16 protein-coding genes, 1 other RNA gene and 3 pseudogenes are annotated in these 16,573 nt (G+C 66.8%); 10 read left to right on the forward strand and 10 right to left on the reverse strand.

From position 1 onward, the window contains the following. Positions 1-7: 7 nt before the first annotated feature. Positions 8-463, reverse strand: a complete 456-nt coding sequence (locus tag N0A20_RS01755; RefSeq protein ID WP_260582320.1) for a GatB/YqeY domain-containing protein — start codon at positions 461-463, stop codon at positions 8-10. A gap of 131 nt (positions 464-594) precedes the next feature. Here N0A20_RS01755 and carA point away from each other — a divergent pair, with 131 nt between their 5' ends. The 3 genes from carA to N0A20_RS01770 are packed head-to-tail and all read left to right on the forward strand — an operon-like array spanning position 595 to position 2,509. Continuing rightward, complete coding sequence (gene carA / locus N0A20_RS01760) at positions 595-1,863, forward strand: glutamine-hydrolyzing carbamoyl-phosphate synthase small subunit (protein WP_260582321.1); 1,269 nt, start codon at positions 595-597, stop codon at positions 1,861-1,863. Then, positions 1,860-2,204 (forward strand): hypothetical protein, encoded by a 345-nt coding sequence (locus N0A20_RS01765; protein ID WP_260582322.1) that lies wholly within the window; start codon positions 1,860-1,862, stop codon positions 2,202-2,204. Before carA ends, N0A20_RS01765 begins: the two co-directional genes overlap by 4 nt. Beyond that, positions 2,201-2,509, forward strand: coding sequence for a hypothetical protein (locus tag N0A20_RS01770; protein ID WP_260582323.1), 309 nt, complete (start codon positions 2,201-2,203; stop codon positions 2,507-2,509). The genes N0A20_RS01765 and N0A20_RS01770 overlap by 4 nt, the downstream gene beginning before the upstream one ends. A 134-nt stretch (positions 2,510-2,643) precedes the next feature. On the opposite strand, the gene N0A20_RS01775 is transcribed toward N0A20_RS01770, so the two are convergent. Next, positions 2,644-3,048: a DUF559 domain-containing protein gene (locus N0A20_RS01775; RefSeq protein WP_312846587.1), complete on the reverse strand. Its 405-nt coding sequence runs from the start codon at positions 3,046-3,048 to the stop codon at positions 2,644-2,646. 104 nt (positions 3,049-3,152) lie between these two features. On the opposite strand from N0A20_RS01775, the gene carB reads away from it, so the two are divergent. Then, positions 3,153-6,473 (forward strand): carbamoyl-phosphate synthase large subunit, encoded by a 3,321-nt coding sequence (carB, locus tag N0A20_RS01780; protein ID WP_260582324.1) that lies wholly within the window; start codon positions 3,153-3,155, stop codon positions 6,471-6,473. Between the two features lie 96 nt (positions 6,474-6,569). Next, the gene (gene greA, locus N0A20_RS01785; RefSeq protein WP_260582325.1) at positions 6,570-7,046 is read left to right on the forward strand and encodes a transcription elongation factor GreA; all 477 of its coding nucleotides are present in this window, start codon (positions 6,570-6,572) and stop codon (positions 7,044-7,046) included. A 105-nt stretch (positions 7,047-7,151) separates the two neighbouring features. On the opposite strand, the gene N0A20_RS01790 is transcribed toward greA, so the two are convergent. After that, positions 7,152-7,301: a hypothetical protein gene (locus N0A20_RS01790; RefSeq protein ID WP_260582326.1), complete on the reverse strand. Its 150-nt coding sequence runs from the start codon at positions 7,299-7,301 to the stop codon at positions 7,152-7,154. Here N0A20_RS01790 and N0A20_RS01795 point away from each other — a divergent pair. Then, positions 7,294-7,443, forward strand: a pseudogene (locus N0A20_RS01795) (rhomboid family intramembrane serine protease); the annotation flags it as partial. The gene N0A20_RS01790 and the pseudogene N0A20_RS01795 sit on opposite strands and share 8 nt — an antisense overlap. A gap of 52 nt (positions 7,444-7,495) precedes the next feature. Further along, positions 7,496-7,699 (forward strand): rhomboid family intramembrane serine protease, encoded by a 204-nt coding sequence (locus N0A20_RS01800; protein WP_260582327.1) that lies wholly within the window; start codon positions 7,496-7,498, stop codon positions 7,697-7,699. Between the two features lie 90 nt (positions 7,700-7,789). Here the strand turns inward: N0A20_RS01800 and N0A20_RS01805 are convergent, their stop codons facing one another. The 5 genes and pseudogenes from N0A20_RS01805 to N0A20_RS01825 all read right to left on the reverse strand — a co-directional run bounded on the left by N0A20_RS01805 (position 7,790) and on the right by N0A20_RS01825 (position 11,136). Beyond that, the gene (locus N0A20_RS01805; protein ID WP_260582328.1) at positions 7,790-8,338 is read right to left on the reverse strand and encodes an NUDIX hydrolase; all 549 of its coding nucleotides are present in this window, start codon (positions 8,336-8,338) and stop codon (positions 7,790-7,792) included. 164 nt (positions 8,339-8,502) lie between these two features. Beyond that, positions 8,503-9,190 (reverse strand): annotated as a pseudogene (locus N0A20_RS01810) (TPM domain-containing protein). Between the two features lie 435 nt (positions 9,191-9,625). Then, a pseudogene (locus tag N0A20_RS19940) lies at positions 9,626-9,949 on the reverse strand (TPM domain-containing protein); the annotation flags it as partial. Between the two features lie 75 nt (positions 9,950-10,024). After that, positions 10,025-10,537, reverse strand: coding sequence for a TPM domain-containing protein (locus N0A20_RS01820; protein WP_260582329.1), 513 nt, complete (start codon positions 10,535-10,537; stop codon positions 10,025-10,027). Between the two features lie 2 nt (positions 10,538-10,539). Then, positions 10,540-11,136 (reverse strand): LemA family protein, encoded by a 597-nt coding sequence (locus N0A20_RS01825; RefSeq protein ID WP_260582330.1) that lies wholly within the window; start codon positions 11,134-11,136, stop codon positions 10,540-10,542. 141 nt (positions 11,137-11,277) lie between these two features. On the opposite strand from N0A20_RS01825, the gene mscL reads away from it, so the two are divergent. Together mscL and ssrA are read left to right on the forward strand one after the other, a co-directional pair. Continuing rightward, positions 11,278-11,688: a large conductance mechanosensitive channel protein MscL gene (gene mscL / locus N0A20_RS01830; RefSeq protein ID WP_260582331.1), complete on the forward strand. Its 411-nt coding sequence runs from the start codon at positions 11,278-11,280 to the stop codon at positions 11,686-11,688. A 37-nt stretch (positions 11,689-11,725) separates the two neighbouring features. Beyond that, positions 11,726-12,082: a transfer-messenger RNA gene (gene ssrA, locus N0A20_RS01835) on the forward strand. A 51-nt stretch (positions 12,083-12,133) separates the two neighbouring features. Here the strand turns inward: ssrA and N0A20_RS01840 are convergent. Both N0A20_RS01840 and N0A20_RS01845 read right to left on the reverse strand, forming a co-directional pair. After that, on the reverse strand, positions 12,134-12,964 hold the full coding sequence (locus tag N0A20_RS01840) for a hypothetical protein (RefSeq protein WP_260582332.1): 831 nt from the start codon (positions 12,962-12,964) through the stop codon (positions 12,134-12,136). Continuing rightward, a complete protein-coding gene (locus N0A20_RS01845) occupies positions 12,961-15,834 on the reverse strand; it encodes a DUF2339 domain-containing protein (RefSeq protein ID WP_260582333.1) in 2,874 nt (957 codons plus the stop codon). Before N0A20_RS01845 ends, N0A20_RS01840 begins: the two co-directional genes overlap by 4 nt. A gap of 16 nt (positions 15,835-15,850) precedes the next feature. On the opposite strand from N0A20_RS01845, the gene N0A20_RS01850 reads away from it, so the two are divergent. Then, on the forward strand, positions 15,851-16,516 hold the full coding sequence (locus tag N0A20_RS01850; RefSeq protein WP_260582334.1) for a hypothetical protein: 666 nt from the start codon (positions 15,851-15,853) through the stop codon (positions 16,514-16,516). Positions 16,517-16,573 lie beyond the last annotated feature (57 nt).

Consider the following 16,573-nt stretch of genomic DNA (forward strand, 5'->3'; position numbering starts at 1 on the left):
CGCCGCTTCACCCCGCCAAAGCCGCCTTCACCCACCCGCTCGCCTTGCTCATGTCGAGCTGCGCGCCCAGCCGCTCCTTCACCGCGGCCATCACGCGGCCCATGTCCTTCAGGCTGGCCGCGCCCAGTTCCGCGACGATCGCCTTGATCGCCGCCGTCGCCTCGTCGTCGGACAATTGCGCGGGCAGGAAATCCTCGATCACCGCGACCTCGGCGGCTTCGATGTCGGCGAGTTCCTGGCGGCCGCCCTGTTCGTACATGGCGATCGACTCGCGGCGCTGCTTGACCATTTTCTGCAGCACGTCGGTGACCAGCACATCGTCGTCGGCCGGCGGCGTGCCGGTGCGCAGTTCGATGTCCCTGTCCTTGATCTTGGCCAGCATCAGCCGGATGGTGCCGAGCCGCGCCTTGTCGCCGGCCTTCATCGCGGCGACCTGCGCAGCCTTGATGTCGTCACGAATCATGCGTGTCCCCATGCGCTGCAAATTTCGGAAAGGCCCTCTCTAGCGCCAAGTTTCCGAAACCGATAGCTTGTGAATCACTTTTTTGCCGCCTAGTTGGTCGGCCGTTTAGCCTTCTGTCCGGAGCATGTTGAATGGCACCAGCCAACCCCACAGCCGCGCCCAAAAGCCAGCCCGCCGGCGCCACCGGCGTCCTCGTCCTCGCCGACGGGACGATCCTGTGGGGGCTGGGCTATGGCGCTGCCGGGGCCGGTGTGGGCGAGATTTGTTTCAACACCGCGATGACCGGCTATCAGGAAATCCTGACCGACCCGAGCTATGCCGGGCAGATCATCACCTTCACCTTTCCGCACATCGGCAATGTCGGCGCCAACCCCGAGGATATGGAGCGCGACAAGCGCGCCGCGATCGGCTGCATCACGCGCGAACTGCCGACGGCGCCCAGCAATTTCCGCAGCGTCCAGCCGCTGCCCGACTGGATGAAGGCGCAGGGGCTGATCGGCCTTGCCGGTATCGACACGCGCGCGCTGACGCGCCGCATCCGCGACGCCGGCGCGCCGACCGGCGTCGTCGCGCACAGCCCCGACGGCCAGTTCGACCTCGATCGGCTGCTGATGCTCGCGCAGGGCTGGCCGGGGCTGGAGGGGATGGACCTCGCCAAGACGGTGACGCGCGAGCGGCAGGGGGCGTGGGATGCGGGGGTATGGCATCTGGGGTCGGGTTATGAAAAACCGTTCGCATCGAGCGAAGTCGAGATGCCCATCGGCAGTGAACCAACGCGGGGTGTCTCGACTTCGCTCGACACGAACGGAAATCAAGGGACAGCGCAGAAACCCCATGTCGTCGCCGTCGATTATGGCGCGAAGGACAATATCTTCCGCAATCTGGTGAAGGCCGGGGCGCGGGTGACGGTGGTGCCCGCGAAGACGAGCCTCGACGAGATCATCGCGCTGCGCCCCGCCGGCGTGTTCCTGTCGAACGGCCCGGGCGACCCCGCGGCGACGGGCGAATATGCCGTGCCCGTGATCAAGGGGCTGCTCGAGCGCAACGTACCGATCTTCGGCATCTGCCTCGGCCATCAGCTCCTCGCCATCGCGGCGGGGGCGAAGACGGTGAAGATGCACCAGGGCCATCGCGGCGCGAACCACCCGGTGCAGCGCGTCGGCGGCGACGAGGGCGACGGCGTGGTCGAGATCACCAGCATGAACCACGGCTTCGCCGTCGATACCGCGACGCTGCCCAAGGGCGTGGTCGAGACGCACAAGAGTCTGTTCGACGGATCGAACTGCGGCATCGCGGTGACGGGGAAGCAGGCGTTCAGCGTGCAATATCATCCCGAGGCGAGTCCGGGGCCGCAGGACAGCTTCTATCTGTTCGAGAAGTTCGTGGGCGGGTTGAAATGATTCACATTGTCGCCGAACTTGAAGACGGTCCGGGGTTCGACACCGTTCGAGACATGAACGCGTCGTACAAGCCGATGAGAGCCGAAGACCTATCGGATAAGCCCGCAGGTTTCACTGCTCGGCAGGCGAGTTTCTATCGCAATCTGATTCGTCTGGCTGAAACAATTCACTCGACGGAGATTCCCGTTGTTTTTGAGCTTGGCGGGCGAGGTCAGGTGTTCTTGGATCGTGGATGTATCAAGATCGCTGAACATGCAGGCTTTCTGAAGCCAATCCAGAACGGCTCCTCGGGATATATCGAGTCGGTCGAGTTGAACTTTGGCAAAGTTGGTAGCGCATGACGGATTTTGCAGACCAGTTCGATGCGCTCGCCGCTGATGCCGCGGCGCATCCCGAGCGCTGGGGCGCGGGGGTGCGGCTCAACATCACCTGCGCGCGGCGCCTGCCCTATGAGGCGGTGCAGCTCGCCGAGGCGCGCGGCTTTGCCGAAGCGCGCGGGGTCGGGCGGCATCATCTGATCTTCGAATATGAGGACGTCGTGCCCGACGCGGCCTGGGTTGCGGCGACGGCGCGGCCGGTGCTCGACTTCATCGCCGAGGTGGGCGGGACCGATCCGCAGATTGGTGTCGATCGGAATGTGCAGTGAACCAGGGTTTCGGCATTGCTACCCCCCTCCCCGTCGGGGAGGGGTTGGGGGTGGGGGAGCGAGGCCGTCAGGCCGCGCGTCCTCGCTGGCGTGCGTACACCCCCACCCAACCCTCCCCCTCAAGGGGGAGGGCTTTATTGGCCGCGGGCGATGGCGAGTTGTTCGAGGATCATCGCAACTACGCCGTCGGTGTTGGCGAGCACATCATTATTCCAGAAGCGGATCACGCTGTAGCCATGCGCCTCGATCACGCGCGTGCGCTCGGCATCATCGACGCTGTCGGCGTGCTGCCCGCCATCGACCTCGACGACGAGTTTCATCGACCGGCAGGCAAAATCGGCCACGAACGGGCCGATCGGGAACTGCCGGGTGAATTGGACGCTCAGCTGCTTTCCGCGCAGCCGCGACCAAAGCCTCTTCTCCGCCTCGGTGGGTTCGCGTCGCAATCTGCGCGCCACCCTTGTCAATCGCTTGTCCGTCACGATCTTCCCCCTCTCCCCGGTGGGGAGAGGGTTGGGGTGTGGGGGTTCGACGGTCAAGGGCGAACGCCACCGCTCCACTCCCTCATCCAGCTTCGCCTAGGCGGCGAAGCCGCCAAGGCTACACATCCTTCCCCCTCTCGGGGGAAGGCCTGGAGTTTTTAATGCCCAAAAGAACCGACATAAAAACCATCCTCGTCATCGGCGCCGGCCCGATCGTTATCGGCCAGGCGTGCGAGTTCGACTATTCGGGGACGCAGGCGATCAAGGCGCTGAAGGAGGAGGGCTATCGCATCGTCCTCGTCAACTCCAACCCGGCGACGATCATGACCGATCCCGACCTTGCCGACGCGACCTATGTCGAGCCGATCACGCCCGAGATCGTCGCCAAGATCATCGCCAAGGAGCGCCCCGACGCGGTGTTGCCGACGATGGGCGGACAGACCGCGCTCAACACCGCGCTCGCCTTGTTCAACGACGGCACGCTGACCAAATATGGCGTCGAGATGATCGGTGCCGATGCCGAGGCGATCGACAAGGCCGAGGACCGGCAGAAGTTCCGCGACGCGATGGACAAGATCGGGCTGGAAAGCGCGCGCAGCGGCGTCGCGCACACGCTCGACGAGGCGTTCGCGGTGCTCGAACGCACCGGGCTGCCCTCGATCATCCGTCCGTCCTTCACGCTCGGCGGCACCGGCGGCGGCATCGCCTATAACCGCGAGGAATTCGAGCATATCGTACGCGGTGGCCTGATCGCCTCGCCCACCACCGAAGTCCTGATCGAGGAATCGCTCCTCGGCTGGAAAGAATATGAGATGGAGGTGGTGCGCGACCGCAAGGACAATTGCATCATCATCTGCTCGATCGAGAATGTCGATCCGATGGGCGTGCATACCGGCGACAGCATCACCGTCGCGCCGGCGCTGACGCTGACCGACAAGGAATATCAGATCATGCGCAACGCGAGCATCGCGTGCCTGCGCGAGATCGGGGTCGAGACCGGCGGGTCGAACGTCCAGTTCGCGGTGAACCCCAAGGACGGCCGCCTGATCGTGATCGAGATGAATCCGCGCGTATCGCGCAGTAGCGCGCTCGCGTCGAAGGCGACGGGTTTTCCGATCGCCAAGGTCGCGGCGAAGCTGGCGGTCGGCTATACGCTCGACGAGATCATGAACGACATCACCGGGGTGACCCCGGCCTCGTTCGAACCGACGATCGACTATATTGTGACCAAGATTCCGCGCTTTGCCTTCGAAAAGTTCAAGGGCGCCGAGGCGGTGCTGTCGACCGCGATGAAGTCGGTCGGCGAAGTGATGGCGATCGGCCGCACGATCCATGAATCGCTGCAAAAGGCCCTGCGCGGGCTGGAAACCGGCCTGTCGGGCTTCAACTTCGTCGAGCGCCTCGTCGGGGCGAGCCACGATCAATTGCGCAGCGAACTGGCGCAGCGCACGCCCGATCGGCTGCTCAACACCGCGCAGGCGATCCGCGAGGGGCTGCCGCTGACCGAGATCAATCGCGTCGCCGGCTACGACATGTGGTTCCTCGAACGCATCGCCGAGATCGTCGCGGCCGAGCAAGATGTGCTCGAAAATGGTTTGCCGCGCGAGGCCGCGGGTCTGCGCAAGCTGAAAGCGATGGGGTTCAGCGACAAGAGGCTCGCCTATCTGGCGCTCCAGTCGGCGCATCTGCGCCCCGGCGCGGCGCGCGCGACCGCGCGCGGCAGCGGGCTGATCCACGAGGCGGTGAAGGCGATGACCGGCGGCGTAACCGAGGCCGAGGTGCGCGCGCTGCGCCATCGGCTCGGCGTGCGGCCGGTGTTCAAGACCATCGACACCTGCGCCGCCGAATTCCAGGCGCAGACGCCCTATCTCTATTCGACCTATGAGGCGCCGACCTTTGGCGAGCCCGAGTGCGAGGCGAACCCGAGCGACCGCAAGAAGGTCGTCATATTGGGCGGCGGCCCGAACCGGATCGGGCAGGGGATCGAGTTCGACTATTGCTGCTGCCACGCCTGCTTCGCATTGGAAGAGGCGGGCTATGAAACGATCATGATCAACTGCAACCCGGAAACGGTGAGCACCGATTACGACACGTCGGACCGCCTCTATTTCGAACCGCTGACCGCCGAGGACGTGCTGGAAATCCTGCACGTCGAAATGTCGAACGGCACGCTCGTCGGCGTGATCGTCCAGTTCGGCGGCCAGACGCCGCTCAAGCTCGCGCAGGCGCTGGAGGAAGCGGGTATCCCGATCCTGGGTACCTCGCCCGATGCGATCGACCTCGCCGAGGACCGCGAGCGTTTCGCGGCGCTCGTCAACAAGCTGGGCCTGAAACAGCCCGAGAATGGCATCGCGCGCAGCCGCGAGGAAGCCGTCGCGGTCGCGGCGCGCATCGGTTATCCGGTGCTGACGCGCCCTTCCTATGTGCTCGGCGGCCGCGCGATGGAGATCGTCGACGATCAGGCGCAGCTCGAACATTATATCGAGACCGCGGTGCAGGTGTCGGGCGATTCCCCGGTGCTGATCGACCGCTATCTGCGCGACGCGATCGAGGTGGATGTGGATGCGTTATGCGATGGCACCGATGTGGTCGTCGCGGGGGTGCTCCAGCATATCGAGGAAGCCGGGGTGCATTCGGGCGACAGCGCCTGCTCGATCCCGCCCTACAGCCTGTCCGCCGACATCGTCGCCGAAATCGAGCGGCAGGCCGACGCGCTGGCGCGCGCATTGGACGTGCGCGGCCTGATGAACATCCAGTTCGCGGTGAAGGGCGACGAGGTGTATCTGATCGAGGTCAACCCGCGCGCCAGCCGCACGGTGCCCTTCGTCGCCAAGGCGGTGGGCTCGCCGATCGCCAAGATCGCGGCGCGGGTGATGGCGGGCGAGAAGCTCGCCGACCTGCCCCGGATCAACCGCGACATCCGGCATGTCGCGGTGAAGGAGGCGGTATTCCCTTTCGCGCGCTTCCCCGGCACCGATCCGGTGCTGTCGCCCGAAATGAAGTCCACCGGCGAAGTCATGGGAATCGACAGCAATTTCAACCTCGCCTTTGCCAAGGCGCAGCTCGGCGCGGGCGACCGGCTACCGACCGACGGGCGGCTGTTCGTGTCGGTCAAGGACAGCGACAAGCCGCGCATCGTCGATGCGGTGAAGCAGCTTCGGGCCTGGGGCTGGCGCGTCATCGCGACGGGGGGCACCGCCGACTATCTCGATGCGCAGGGCATCGCGGTCGAGCGCGTCAACAAGGTGGCCGAAGGGCGTCCGCATATCGTCGACCGGATCAAGGACGGCGACGTGCAGCTGATCTTCAACACCACCGAAGGGTGGCAGTCGTTGCAGGACTCGCAGTCGATCCGCGCCTCGGCGCTCGCGGCCGACGTCGCCTATTATACGACCGCGGCGGGCAGCGAGGCGGCGACCCATGCGATCGGGGCACTGCGCGCGCACAGTCTTGAAGTAAAGCCGCTTCAGGACTATTATTGAGGGACCGCTTCACCCCCCGACATCGACGGAACCAGCGGCTCTGCCGCCCGGCGCTCTCCCGCCGAGGCGGAATATTTGACGAAGGACAACAGGATAATGGCAAGCGTTGAAAAGGTGCCGATGCTGGCGGAAGGCTATGAGAAGCTGAGCGCGCAGCTCAATGCGCTCAAGGCCGAGCGGCCGTTGATCGTGGACGCGATCGAGGAAGCGCGCGCGCATGGCGACCTTTCGGAAAATGCCGAATATCACGCCGCCAAGGAACGCCAGGGCCAGGTCGAAGCCTCGATCGGCGACCTGGAAGACAAATTGTCGCGCGCCCAGGTGATCGACCCCACGACGCTGTCGGGCGACCGCATCGTGTTCGGCGCGACCGTCACCCTCGCCGACGAGGACGACAAGCCGGTCAAGTATCAGATCGTCGGGCAGGCCGAAGCCGACGCCAAGGACGGCAAGATCAGCTATAACTCGCCGCTCGGCCGCGCATTGATCGGCCGCCGCGTCGATGACGAGATCGAGGTGACGGTGCCCGCGGGCGACAAATATTATCTGGTGACCAAGATCGAATTCGTCTGATCGGGCCGCGTCGATGAACGGCGCCCGGAATACGCCCGTCGTCACCGGCTATGCCGCGGCGTGCGTGGTCGTGTCGATCCTGCTGGCGATCACCGGGTTCGAGCATCAGGCCTTCATCGGCGCGGGTTTCATCCCGGGGCGTTTCGGCAGCGAGCTGATCGCGCCGCCGGGGACGATGCTGCCCTTTGCGCTCACCCCGCTCAGTTCGGCCTTCCTGCACAGCGGGATGCTGCATCTCGTCTTCAACATGGTCATATTGATCTTCATCGGACGCCAGCTCGAAGCGCCGCTGGGATCCCTGGCAACGGCCTTGCTGCTCGTCGCGGGGGCATATGCGGGGGCGCTGGCGCAATGGATCGCCAACCCCGAATCGCTGACCGTCGTGATCGGCGCAAGCGGAGCGATTTCGGCGCTGGTCGCGGTCTATGCGCTGATCTTCAGCCGCTCGCGTGCGCTCGGCGATCGGGCCGATCCCCGGCCATTGGGTGCGCGCGCTGTGGCTTGCCGCGGCGTGGATCGGGCTGCAGCTGCTGATTGGCCTCACGGGCGGCGCGGGTTTCGGCAATATCGCGATCTGGGCGCATGTCGGCGGGTTTGTCGCCGGGCTGTTATTGGCGCGACCGGTGCTGCGCTGGCGCTTCAAGGGGAAATAACTCTTTCTCCGTTCGCATCGAGCGAAGTCGAGATGCCCAACGGCCGTGCATGCCTGCCAGGTGTCTCGACTTCGCTCGACACGAACGGGTCTAGACGTGGTCCAATAACCCGCCCACCAGCAGCATCGCCACGCGCACGTCGATGCCGCAGCCCTCGGCGCGTTTCGCCGCCACGAAATCCTCGATTTCGGCGAGCGGGACGCGGTGGACGGTGATGTCCTCGCTGTCGACCCCGCCGCCTTCGCCGACCTTGGTGAGGCCGGTGGCCACCAGCAGGGTGAAGCTTTCGGTGACCATGCCCGGTGACGAATAAAATTCGCCGGCATTGCGCCAATGCGCGGCGGCATAGCCCGTCTCCTCGTCGAGTTCGCGCGCCGCGGCGAGTTCGGCAGCTTCGCCCGCGGTGTCGTCACCGACCAGCCCCGCGGGCAGTTCGAGGCAGTTCATGCCCATCGGCACGCGATATTGTTCGACCAGGATGACATGGCGTCCGTCGGGGGCATCGTCGATCGCCAGGATCACCGCCGCATGGATGCCCCGCGAGCGCGAGACATATTCCCATGTCCCCTGTTGCCGAACGGTGATGAAGCGGCCTTCCCAGCGCGTTTCGATCGGGGTGTCGGGCGTGGGGCGGGGCATGGCTGGTCCTTTGTCGGGGCTGATGTTGGCTCTTAGACCGATTCCCCGAGCGAAGACGAGGGGCTTTGCCGAGCGCAGTCGAGGCTGCGATGATGCTGTTTCTCGCTACGCTCGAACGGCCCCTTCGTCTTCGCTCGGGGAATCGGAACGCAAAAGGTCGTGGATCAGAGTTCGATCAGCCGGTCGGGCAGTTCGTTGGGATTCTCGTCACCCTTGGGAAAATGTTCGGCGAGCACGGCACCCATCTGGCGCACCGCCTCCGCCATGCCTTCGCCCGGTCGAGCCCGCGCGGACATGGCCGATCAGCGCCGCCATCGCGTCACCCCACACCTCGGGCGAGACTTTCGCGGCGATCGCCTCGTCGGCGACGATGTCGGCGCGATGCTCCTTCAGGCTGACGTAGAGCAATATGCCGGTGCGGCCGAGCGTCTTCGCCTCGGTGCCGACCTTGAACAGGTCGATCGCGCGCGCGCGGACGCGGCCCGCCAGGATCGCGCGCGGGGTCAGCCACAGGCGCAGTGGACGCCACAGCAGGATCAGCCACATGCCGATCCATTTGAGCACGCCGATCGCGATCACCGTGCCAAGCCATTGATTGGCCGTCAGCTCATAGCCCCAGCCGCCGGTCAGCCGGTCATAAAGGCCGCGATAGAAATCGGGAAAGAGCGCGATCACCGACATGGCGATGAAGGCGATGATGCTCGCCCAGACGAGCGCGACATCGTCATAATCGTTCGACTGCGCCGCGATGACGGTGACGATCTCGCCGCTGGTATGCGCCTCGGCCTCGGCGACCGCCGCGGTGACGAGGTCGTGATCGGCTTCGCCGACATGGCTGACTTTGCGTGGCATTTCCCTGCGTTCCCCTACCAGCCGCCCGACGCGCCGCCGCCGCCGAAGCTGCCGCCGCCGCCCGAAAAGCCGCCGCCGCCGCCCCATGACGATCCGCCGCCGCTGCCCCAGCCGCCGCCCCAGCTCGACCCGCCGCTGCCGCTGCCCCAGTCGTTGTCGCCCCAGATGACGATGGGCGCGCCCCAGGGGCTGTTCTTGCGGCGGCAGCCGGCCCTTCCTCCCCATGCTCGACAGGATCGGCAGGACAAAGAAGAAAAAGATGATGAGGCCGACGAACAAGAGCCCGCCGATATCGCCGTCGTTGGCGCGGTCGCGTTCCTGCGCCTCGATCTGCGCCGCGCGCGCCGCGGCCTCCTCGGGGGTCAGCTGGATCTGCTCGGCGATCGCGTCGACGCCCGCCTGGATGCCGCCGGGCATGTCGCCGGCCTTGAACAGCGGGGTGACGGTGTCGCGGATGATCCGCCCCGACATCGCGTCGGTCAATACGGGCTCCAAACCATAGCCGACCGAGATGTTCATCCGCCGCTCGTTGGGCGCGATCAGGAAGACGACGCCGTCGTCCTTTTCGGCGTCGCCGATCTTCCATTCGCGGCCGAGCCGGTAGCCGTAATCGGCGATGTCATGGCCTTCGAGGTCCTTGACCGTGGCAACGACGAACTGATGGCCGGTCCTGGTCTCCAGCGCCTCGAGCTGCGTCGTCAGTGCCGCTTCCTCGGCATCGGGAATGATCCCGGCCTCATCGACGACGCGGCCGGTCAGCTTCGGAAAGGTCTGGGCGGCGGTCAGGCGCGGCGAGCAGCGACAGGCCCAGCGCCCAGCCGAGCAGGATCGACTTCATTGCGGCTCTCCCGTTTGCGCGGCGATGGCGTCGATCCCCACGGTCAGGCCGCCGGCATAGTCGCCCGCCTGAAAGCGTGGGGTCATCGCGTCGATCACGGCCTTGGCCCTTTCGTCGGGCAGCAGTTTTTCCATGCCCGTTCCGGTCGCGATGCGCACGCGCCGCTCGTTGGGCGCGACAAGGATCAGGATGCCGTCGTCATGATCCTTGCGTCCGATACCCCAGCGATTGCCGAGACAGGTGGAGAAGTCCTCCACCGTGGCGCCATTGAGCGTCGCCACGGTCGCTACGACCGTCTGATGGCTGGTCCGGGCTTCGTAACGGGCGAGACGCTGCGCCAAACGGGCTTCCTCCTCGTCGTTCAGGATCGCCGCCGCATCGGTTACACGTCCCTGCAGCGCTATCTGCGGAACGCCGACACAATAAGCGGCTTCGGGTGCCGGCACCTCCTTGCATCCGCCCGCGACCAGCAGGATCGCGAGCGGAAGGGCAAGGGCGGTGCGGCGCACGCTTACTGGCCGAAATCGACCTTGGGTGCGACGTTGGCGTCGGGCGTCACCGCCTTGTACGGCGTCATCGGCTTGGCGCCGTGGACGATCTTGGCGCCGATGATGTCGGGGAAGGTGCGGATCGTCGTGTTATAGTCCTGCACCGCGGCGTTATAATCCTGCACCGTGACGTTGATCCGGTTCTCGGTCCCTTCGAGCTGGGTCATCAGGTCGGCGAAGCGCGCCTGGCTCTTGAGGTCGGGATAGGCTTCGACGGTGACGAGCAGGCGGCCGAGCGCGCTCGACACATTGCCCTGCGCCTGCTGGAAAGCCTGCACCTTGGCGGGATCTTCCAGATCGTCGGTGCTCAGCTTGACCTGCGTGGCGGAGGCGCGTGCCTGGATCACGCCTTCGAGCGTCGATTGCTCGATGCGCGAGGCGCCCTTGGCGGTTTCGACGAGGTTGGGGATCAGGTCGGCACGGCGCTGATAGGCGGCCTCGACATTGGCCCACTTCGCCTTGGCGGCCTCTTCCTTGGTGGGAACGCTGTTGATGCCGCAGGCGGACAGCGACACGGCCACAACGGGGATCATCATCCAGCGGGCGGAACGAAAGGTCATGGTCACGAACTCCCTCCGCGCGGCACGGCGCCGCGCCAACTGCCCTAACATAGTAAGACGCTTGCGCGCCCGCAATGATTGACGCAGATTAACCCTGCCTGCCGCGTGTGGATGCCGGCATGGGATCGTAGGGGTTGGAGCATGTTCAAGGATTTCAAGGCGTTCCTGAATCAGGGCAATGTGATGGGATTGGCGGTCGGCGTCATCATCGGCGGCGCGTTCGGCAAGATCGTGTCGTCGCTGACCGACGATGTGCTGATGCCCTTCATCGGCTGGGTCACCGGCGGCGGGGTCGATTTCACCAACAAATATGTCGTTCTCGCGGGCGGCGAAAAGGTGACCGAGGGCATGACGCTGGCCGCGGCGAAGGCCGCGGGCGCCAATGTGATGGCGCTGGGCAGCTTCGTCACCGCGATCATCAACTTCGTCCTGCTCGCTTTCGTGGTCTTCCTGCTCGTGCGGCAGGCCAGCAAGATCATTGCGATGCCCGACGCCGGGCCGACCGATGTCGATGTCCTCCTCGAAATCCGCGACGAATTGCGCAAGAAATAGGGAATCGACCCGAATTCGGGACGAATGGCCCGTCCGCGCCCTTCCCAAGCGCGGGCGGGTTTCCTATATGGGTCGTGCCGGTTTCGGCTGAGCTATGAGGATAAATGTTGCCGTGGAATAGGCACAGCGGACCCGGGGGCAGTACCCGGCGGCTCCACCACAAGCCCGCGATTTCGAAGGAGCGCGCGGGTTTCTGACGGGGCCGAACCAGGATCGACGTGTGTTCAAAGACGGTGGTTTCTTCCGGGCTGAGTAACCCGTTAAAGGCTCAAAACCAATAAGTGCTAACGATAACGAAGCACTCGCTCTTGCTGCCTAACCGATAAGCCTCACGGCCTAAGGTTAGACAAATAGAACGCGGTTCGGACCGAACCGGGCAACAGAATCGGATACCAGCGGCTGGGGACGAGCCGGGCAACAGAATCGTCCCACCTTTCCCTTGAGATCAGAAGGCGATGCCCGGCCGCAGGATGAGCTGGAAGGCGGCGAGCAGCGCGGCCAGTGCTGTAAACGGGCCGATGATGCCCGGTCTTGCAGGCGCCGGTTGGCGTCTGGCGAACCCGAGGCCCAGCACCAGCCAGCCCAGCCCGATCAGGTGGACGACGAACGGGATCAGCACCACCTCGACCGGTTCGCGCGGGATGCGGAACGGGACGATCGGCACGATGGCGAGGGCGACGGCGGCGGCCAGTTGCAGCGCCGTTCGCCGGTCGTTGCCGCGGAGCGGATAGCGCCGCGCGAGCAACAGGCCCGATGCGAACATCGCGATCACCGACGTCACCAGCAGCGGTCCGGTGACGAGCGGCCCCGCGTCCAGCCACGCCAGTGCCCGTCCGACGTCGTTGCCCGGAATCAGGCAACCGATCGCCCATTGGCTCAGCGACTGGAACAGTCCCTGAAAGGCCATCCAGAAAGCGAAGAGCCGCCATGTGGGGCGCGCTTGCCCGATACGTCCCGCAAGCCACAGGAAGAGCAGCCCGCTGCACAGGGTCGCGACGGCGCCGCCGCCCTGCAGCAGCTCGGCGATAGGGGCGTCGCCGCTCCAGTCATGATCGTTGTGATAGAGGATGGGGTCCAGCCCTGGCACCAGCGCCTTCGGCAGCACAAGGCCGAGTTCCTGCACGAGGAAGGTCAGGCTGAACGCCAAGGCGCAGAGCAGGGTCGAGGCGGCGAAGCTCTGCGCATCGACGCGGCCACCGCCGCCGTTCAGGCGCAGGAAACCGACGGCGAGCGGCAGCAGGCCGATGACCGCGACCAGCGTCAGCAGGATCGTCATGCGGTCGTCGCTTCGTCCCCCGCCGCCGGCCGCGCGAGCTGGCGGCTGTAAAGCCAGCCGATGCCGATCAGGCTGAAGCCCAGCACCACGAACGAACCGATGCGGAGCAATCCTTCGAGCCCCGAGGCGTCGAACAGGAACACCTTGCCCACCGCGCCGAGCATCAGGATCAGCGACGCGATGCGCCAGTCGTGGCGCCCCTTGCGGATGCCCCAGAGCAAAAAGCCGATCGCGAGCGCGAGGATCAGGATCGAGCGCAGGATATTCTCGCTCGCGGTCACCCCCGATTCGACAAGCAGCGCGCCGTGGAACAGCTGGCGCAGGCTCGCCCAGGCGAAGCCCGCGACGAGCAGCATCGTCGCGACCTGCACCGCGCGGTCGAGTGTGGCGGGCGCGGCGGGGAACAGCCGCTGGATCAGCGTCAGCCCGAGCCAGGGCAGCAGGAACAGCGGGATCAGCATATTGGCGACCGGCCAGGCGCCGATCGCCTGCTCCGTCCAGAGCGGATTGTGGAGCAGCAGCCCGTACCAGATCGCGTGCGCCGTCCCCGCGATCACGAGCGGGCGGGCGAGGGCGGTCCATCCGCGCTTCATCGCCAGCCAGCCGCCGCCGATCAGCAGGGCTTCCCACACCAGCCGCTGGCCGACCCCGGTCGCGACGAAATCGGCGCCGAAAGCGGCCGCGAAACCGAGGCGGTAAAGGCTGTGCAGCGCGATCCCTTCCGCGATGCCGGCGATGGCGAGCATCGCGATCAGCAGCCATCGCGGCAGCCTGTCGCGAAGCGGCAGCAACGGCGCGGCGAAGAGCAGCGCGGGCAGCAACAGGCGGAGCAGCAGTTGGTCGACCGCGAGCGCCGGACTGTCCAGCAGCATCGGCTGCCCGGCGATCGACATCAGCGCCTCCACCGCCCAGGCCCCGGCGGGCAGCACCGCCCAGGCTAGGCTGAGCCCAGCAAAGCTGACCGCCGCGGCGTCGAAACGCGCCAGATCGAAGCGCCGCGCCGCGAGCAGGGCGGCCGCGCCGCCGATCGCGGGGACGAGCATCAGCCACCCACCGGGCACGATCTGCGCCAGCGCGCCATAGCCGAGCAGCACCGCCGCGACCTGGCCGCCGCGCCGGATCGCCGGACGTTCCGACAGGATCGCGAACAGCAGCGCCAGCACGGTGAGCCCGGCCCAGCGCAGGATTTCGGTCGCACCGACCGCCGCGTCGCTGCCGTAAAGCCGCGACCACCCGGCGAGCGGATCGGGCCCGGTCCCGGCGAGCAGCATCACGGCGAGCAGCGCGAAGGCAAGCGCGAGCAGTTCGGTGCCGAGCGAGCCGCGCCGGCGCGCCAGCGCGAAGACCGCCGCCGCGACCGCGCCCATGGAGAGGGGCAGGCTCCATCCCGGAACGATCTGCGCGAGCGCGCCATAAGCAAGCCCGCCCGTCAGCATCAGTGCGATGGAACGGATATAGCGATCCGCCGCCTTGCCGGCGAACAGGGCGAGCAGGGCGGCGAGGGCGCCCCAGCGCAGCAGCGCCTGCGCCGCGAACCCGTCGCCCGCGCCGACCGCTAGGCGCGGCAGTTCGGCGAGCGCGAGCGGGGTCGCGATCAGCGCGACGAGCGCGAGCGCGACAAAGCCCGCCGCGATCGGCTCGATGCGGCGATCTTCCGCCGCCTTGCCGAAGAAGAGCAGGCCGGCGGCGACCGCGCCGACCGCAAGCGGCGTGACCCAATGCGGCAGGAGCAGGGCCGCGCCGATGGCGATCAGCAGGCCGGTGACCGCGGTCAGCCAGGCGAAGCGGCTGTCGCCGCGGCGGTCGGCGCGCCAGCCGAGCGCGATCCCGGCGCCGGTCAGCGCCGCCGCGCCGAGCGCGGCCAGCGCCGGCACCGTGTCGCCCGCGTCCCAGAAATGCCACTTGACCAGCGGCGGCGCGGCGAGCGCCAGCGCGCAGAGCTCGAGCGTCCGGCGCAGGGTGTGCGCCTCGCCCCACAGCCGCGCGAGCAGAGGCAAGGCATGGATCGCCGCGAGCGCCAGCGCGATCAGCGCGAACCAATAGGCCGTCGGATCGGGCCAGACCGCCAGCAGCAGCACCGACAGCGCGAGGCTGATCGACGGGACGATGGCGAAACCCTTTTCACGCCAGGCGAGCCATTGGCCCGCCGCGGCGAGGAGGGTGAACAGCCCCCAATGGAGCGGCGCGAAGCCGCCGTAACCGACGAGCAGGGCCAGCTGCAGCGCGCCGACGATCGCCGAGCCCGCACGCAACAGCGCGGCGCGCGGCCCCTCGAACGCCAGCATCGGCAGCGCCAGCGACAGCAGCAGGACATAGCCGCCGATCGACAGCGAGCCGAGCGTGTCGAGCGCGCTCGTCGCCAGCACCATCCACAGGCTCCACCCGACCCCGCCGACCAGCGCGGCAAGGGCGAGCCAAGGCCAGCGCTTCATCCGCGCGACCCCGGCGAGCCCCGCGATGGTGAGGCCGAGATAGACCGCGAGCAGCGGCACATTGGGCTCCATCGCCCCGACCAGCGCCGGGGCGGCGAGGCCGCCCGCGAGGCCGAGCAAGGCGCTCGGCGGGCCGAAGCGGAGCGACAGGCCGAGCGCCCCCGCCGTGACGACTGCGAGGCCGATAAAGGCCGCGAGCGGCCCGATCAGCCCATAGACATTCGCCGCCACCAATATCGCGGCATAGAGCGTCGCGATGCCCGCGCCGGACAGCGCCTGCGGCACGCGCAGGTCGCGGACCTTGTCCTCGTTGCGCCACGCATATTCGGCGCCGCCGATCAGGCCGAGGCCGAACAGGATGCCGGCGACAACCTGAACCCCCGGCGTGAAGACACGTGCGAAGAAGCCGGCGTCGATCGCGTAGCGGACGATCAGCACGCCCGCGATCGCCAGCGTGATGCCGCTCGGCCCAGATCGGCAGCGTTTTGCCGAACAGATTTTCGAAGCGCGACGCCATGGTCGGCGGCGGTTCGGGCGGGCCTGGCGGCGGCGTGGTACGTGCTGCGACGGGCTCGGGCTCCGGAACGGCCGCTTCGGCTTCGACGCGAGGCGCGGCGGCTTCTTCTTCCAGCGCTTCCTCCGGCACCGGCGCCGACACGCCCGGAAGCGGCGCGCTTGCCGCGGCGACCGTGGCGGGCACGGGAGGCTGTTCTTCGTTGGGCGCCTGTTCCGGGGTTTCTTCCTGCGGAGCGGGGGCAGCACCTTCTCCTCCGGTGGAGGAGCGGGCTCGTCGGTTCTGGGTTTCCAGCGATCGAGCGTTTCGGGCGACGGGGCTGCCCAAGGCGAAACGGGCGCAGGAGACGGGGAAGCGGCCGGGGGAACGGCGGACAGCGGCGCGCCGGCGGCGGCCCTTGCCTGCTCGCGGGTCTCGCCTTCCCTGGGCGGCAACAGGCCGACGTGGCGCTGCAGCGCGCCGATCCGCTTCGCGGCTTCGGCCAGCGTCGTCTCGGCGCGCTTCAACCGGCTGCGCGTATCCATCAGCATGATGAAGAGGGACAAAATCGCGATAAATGCGAAGAAAGCGGCCAAATGCGATCCCCTGAAACCTGCCGTCTTCTAACAGCGGCTGAGCCGAAGATCGAATAACTTGTTGGGTGCCGTGGGAAAAACCGCCGCC

This window comes from Sphingopyxis sp. PET50, from assembly GCF_025244705.1.
Classification (GTDB): domain Bacteria; phylum Pseudomonadota; class Alphaproteobacteria; order Sphingomonadales; family Sphingomonadaceae; genus Sphingopyxis.

Bases quoted from the DNA above. Each gene is read 5' to 3' on its own strand.
- N0A20_RS01755 (WP_260582320.1), bottom strand. From the start codon at position 463: ATGATTCGTGACGACATCAAGGCTGCGCAGGTCGCCGCGATGAAGGCC.
- carA (WP_260582321.1), top strand. From the start codon at position 595: ATGGCACCAGCCAACCCCACAGCCGCGCCCAAAAGCCAGCCCGCCGGC.
- N0A20_RS01765 (WP_260582322.1), top strand. From the start codon at position 1,860: ATGATTCACATTGTCGCCGAACTTGAAGACGGTCCGGGGTTCGACACC.
- N0A20_RS01770 (WP_260582323.1), top strand. From the start codon at position 2,201: ATGACGGATTTTGCAGACCAGTTCGATGCGCTCGCCGCTGATGCCGCG.
- carB (WP_260582324.1), top strand. From the start codon at position 3,153: ATGCCCAAAAGAACCGACATAAAAACCATCCTCGTCATCGGCGCCGGC.
- greA (WP_260582325.1), top strand. From the start codon at position 6,570: ATGGCAAGCGTTGAAAAGGTGCCGATGCTGGCGGAAGGCTATGAGAAG.
- N0A20_RS01790 (WP_260582326.1), bottom strand. From the start codon at position 7,301: ATGACCATGTTGAAGACGAGATGCAGCATCCCGCTGTGCAGGAAGGCC.
- N0A20_RS01805 (WP_260582328.1), bottom strand. From the start codon at position 8,338: ATGCCCCGCCCCACGCCCGACACCCCGATCGAAACGCGCTGGGAAGGC.
- N0A20_RS01825 (WP_260582330.1), bottom strand. From the start codon at position 11,136: ATGACCTTTCGTTCCGCCCGCTGGATGATGATCCCCGTTGTGGCCGTG.
- mscL (WP_260582331.1), top strand. From the start codon at position 11,278: ATGTTCAAGGATTTCAAGGCGTTCCTGAATCAGGGCAATGTGATGGGA.
- N0A20_RS01840 (WP_260582332.1), bottom strand. From the start codon at position 12,964: ATGACGATCCTGCTGACGCTGGTCGCGGTCATCGGCCTGCTGCCGCTC.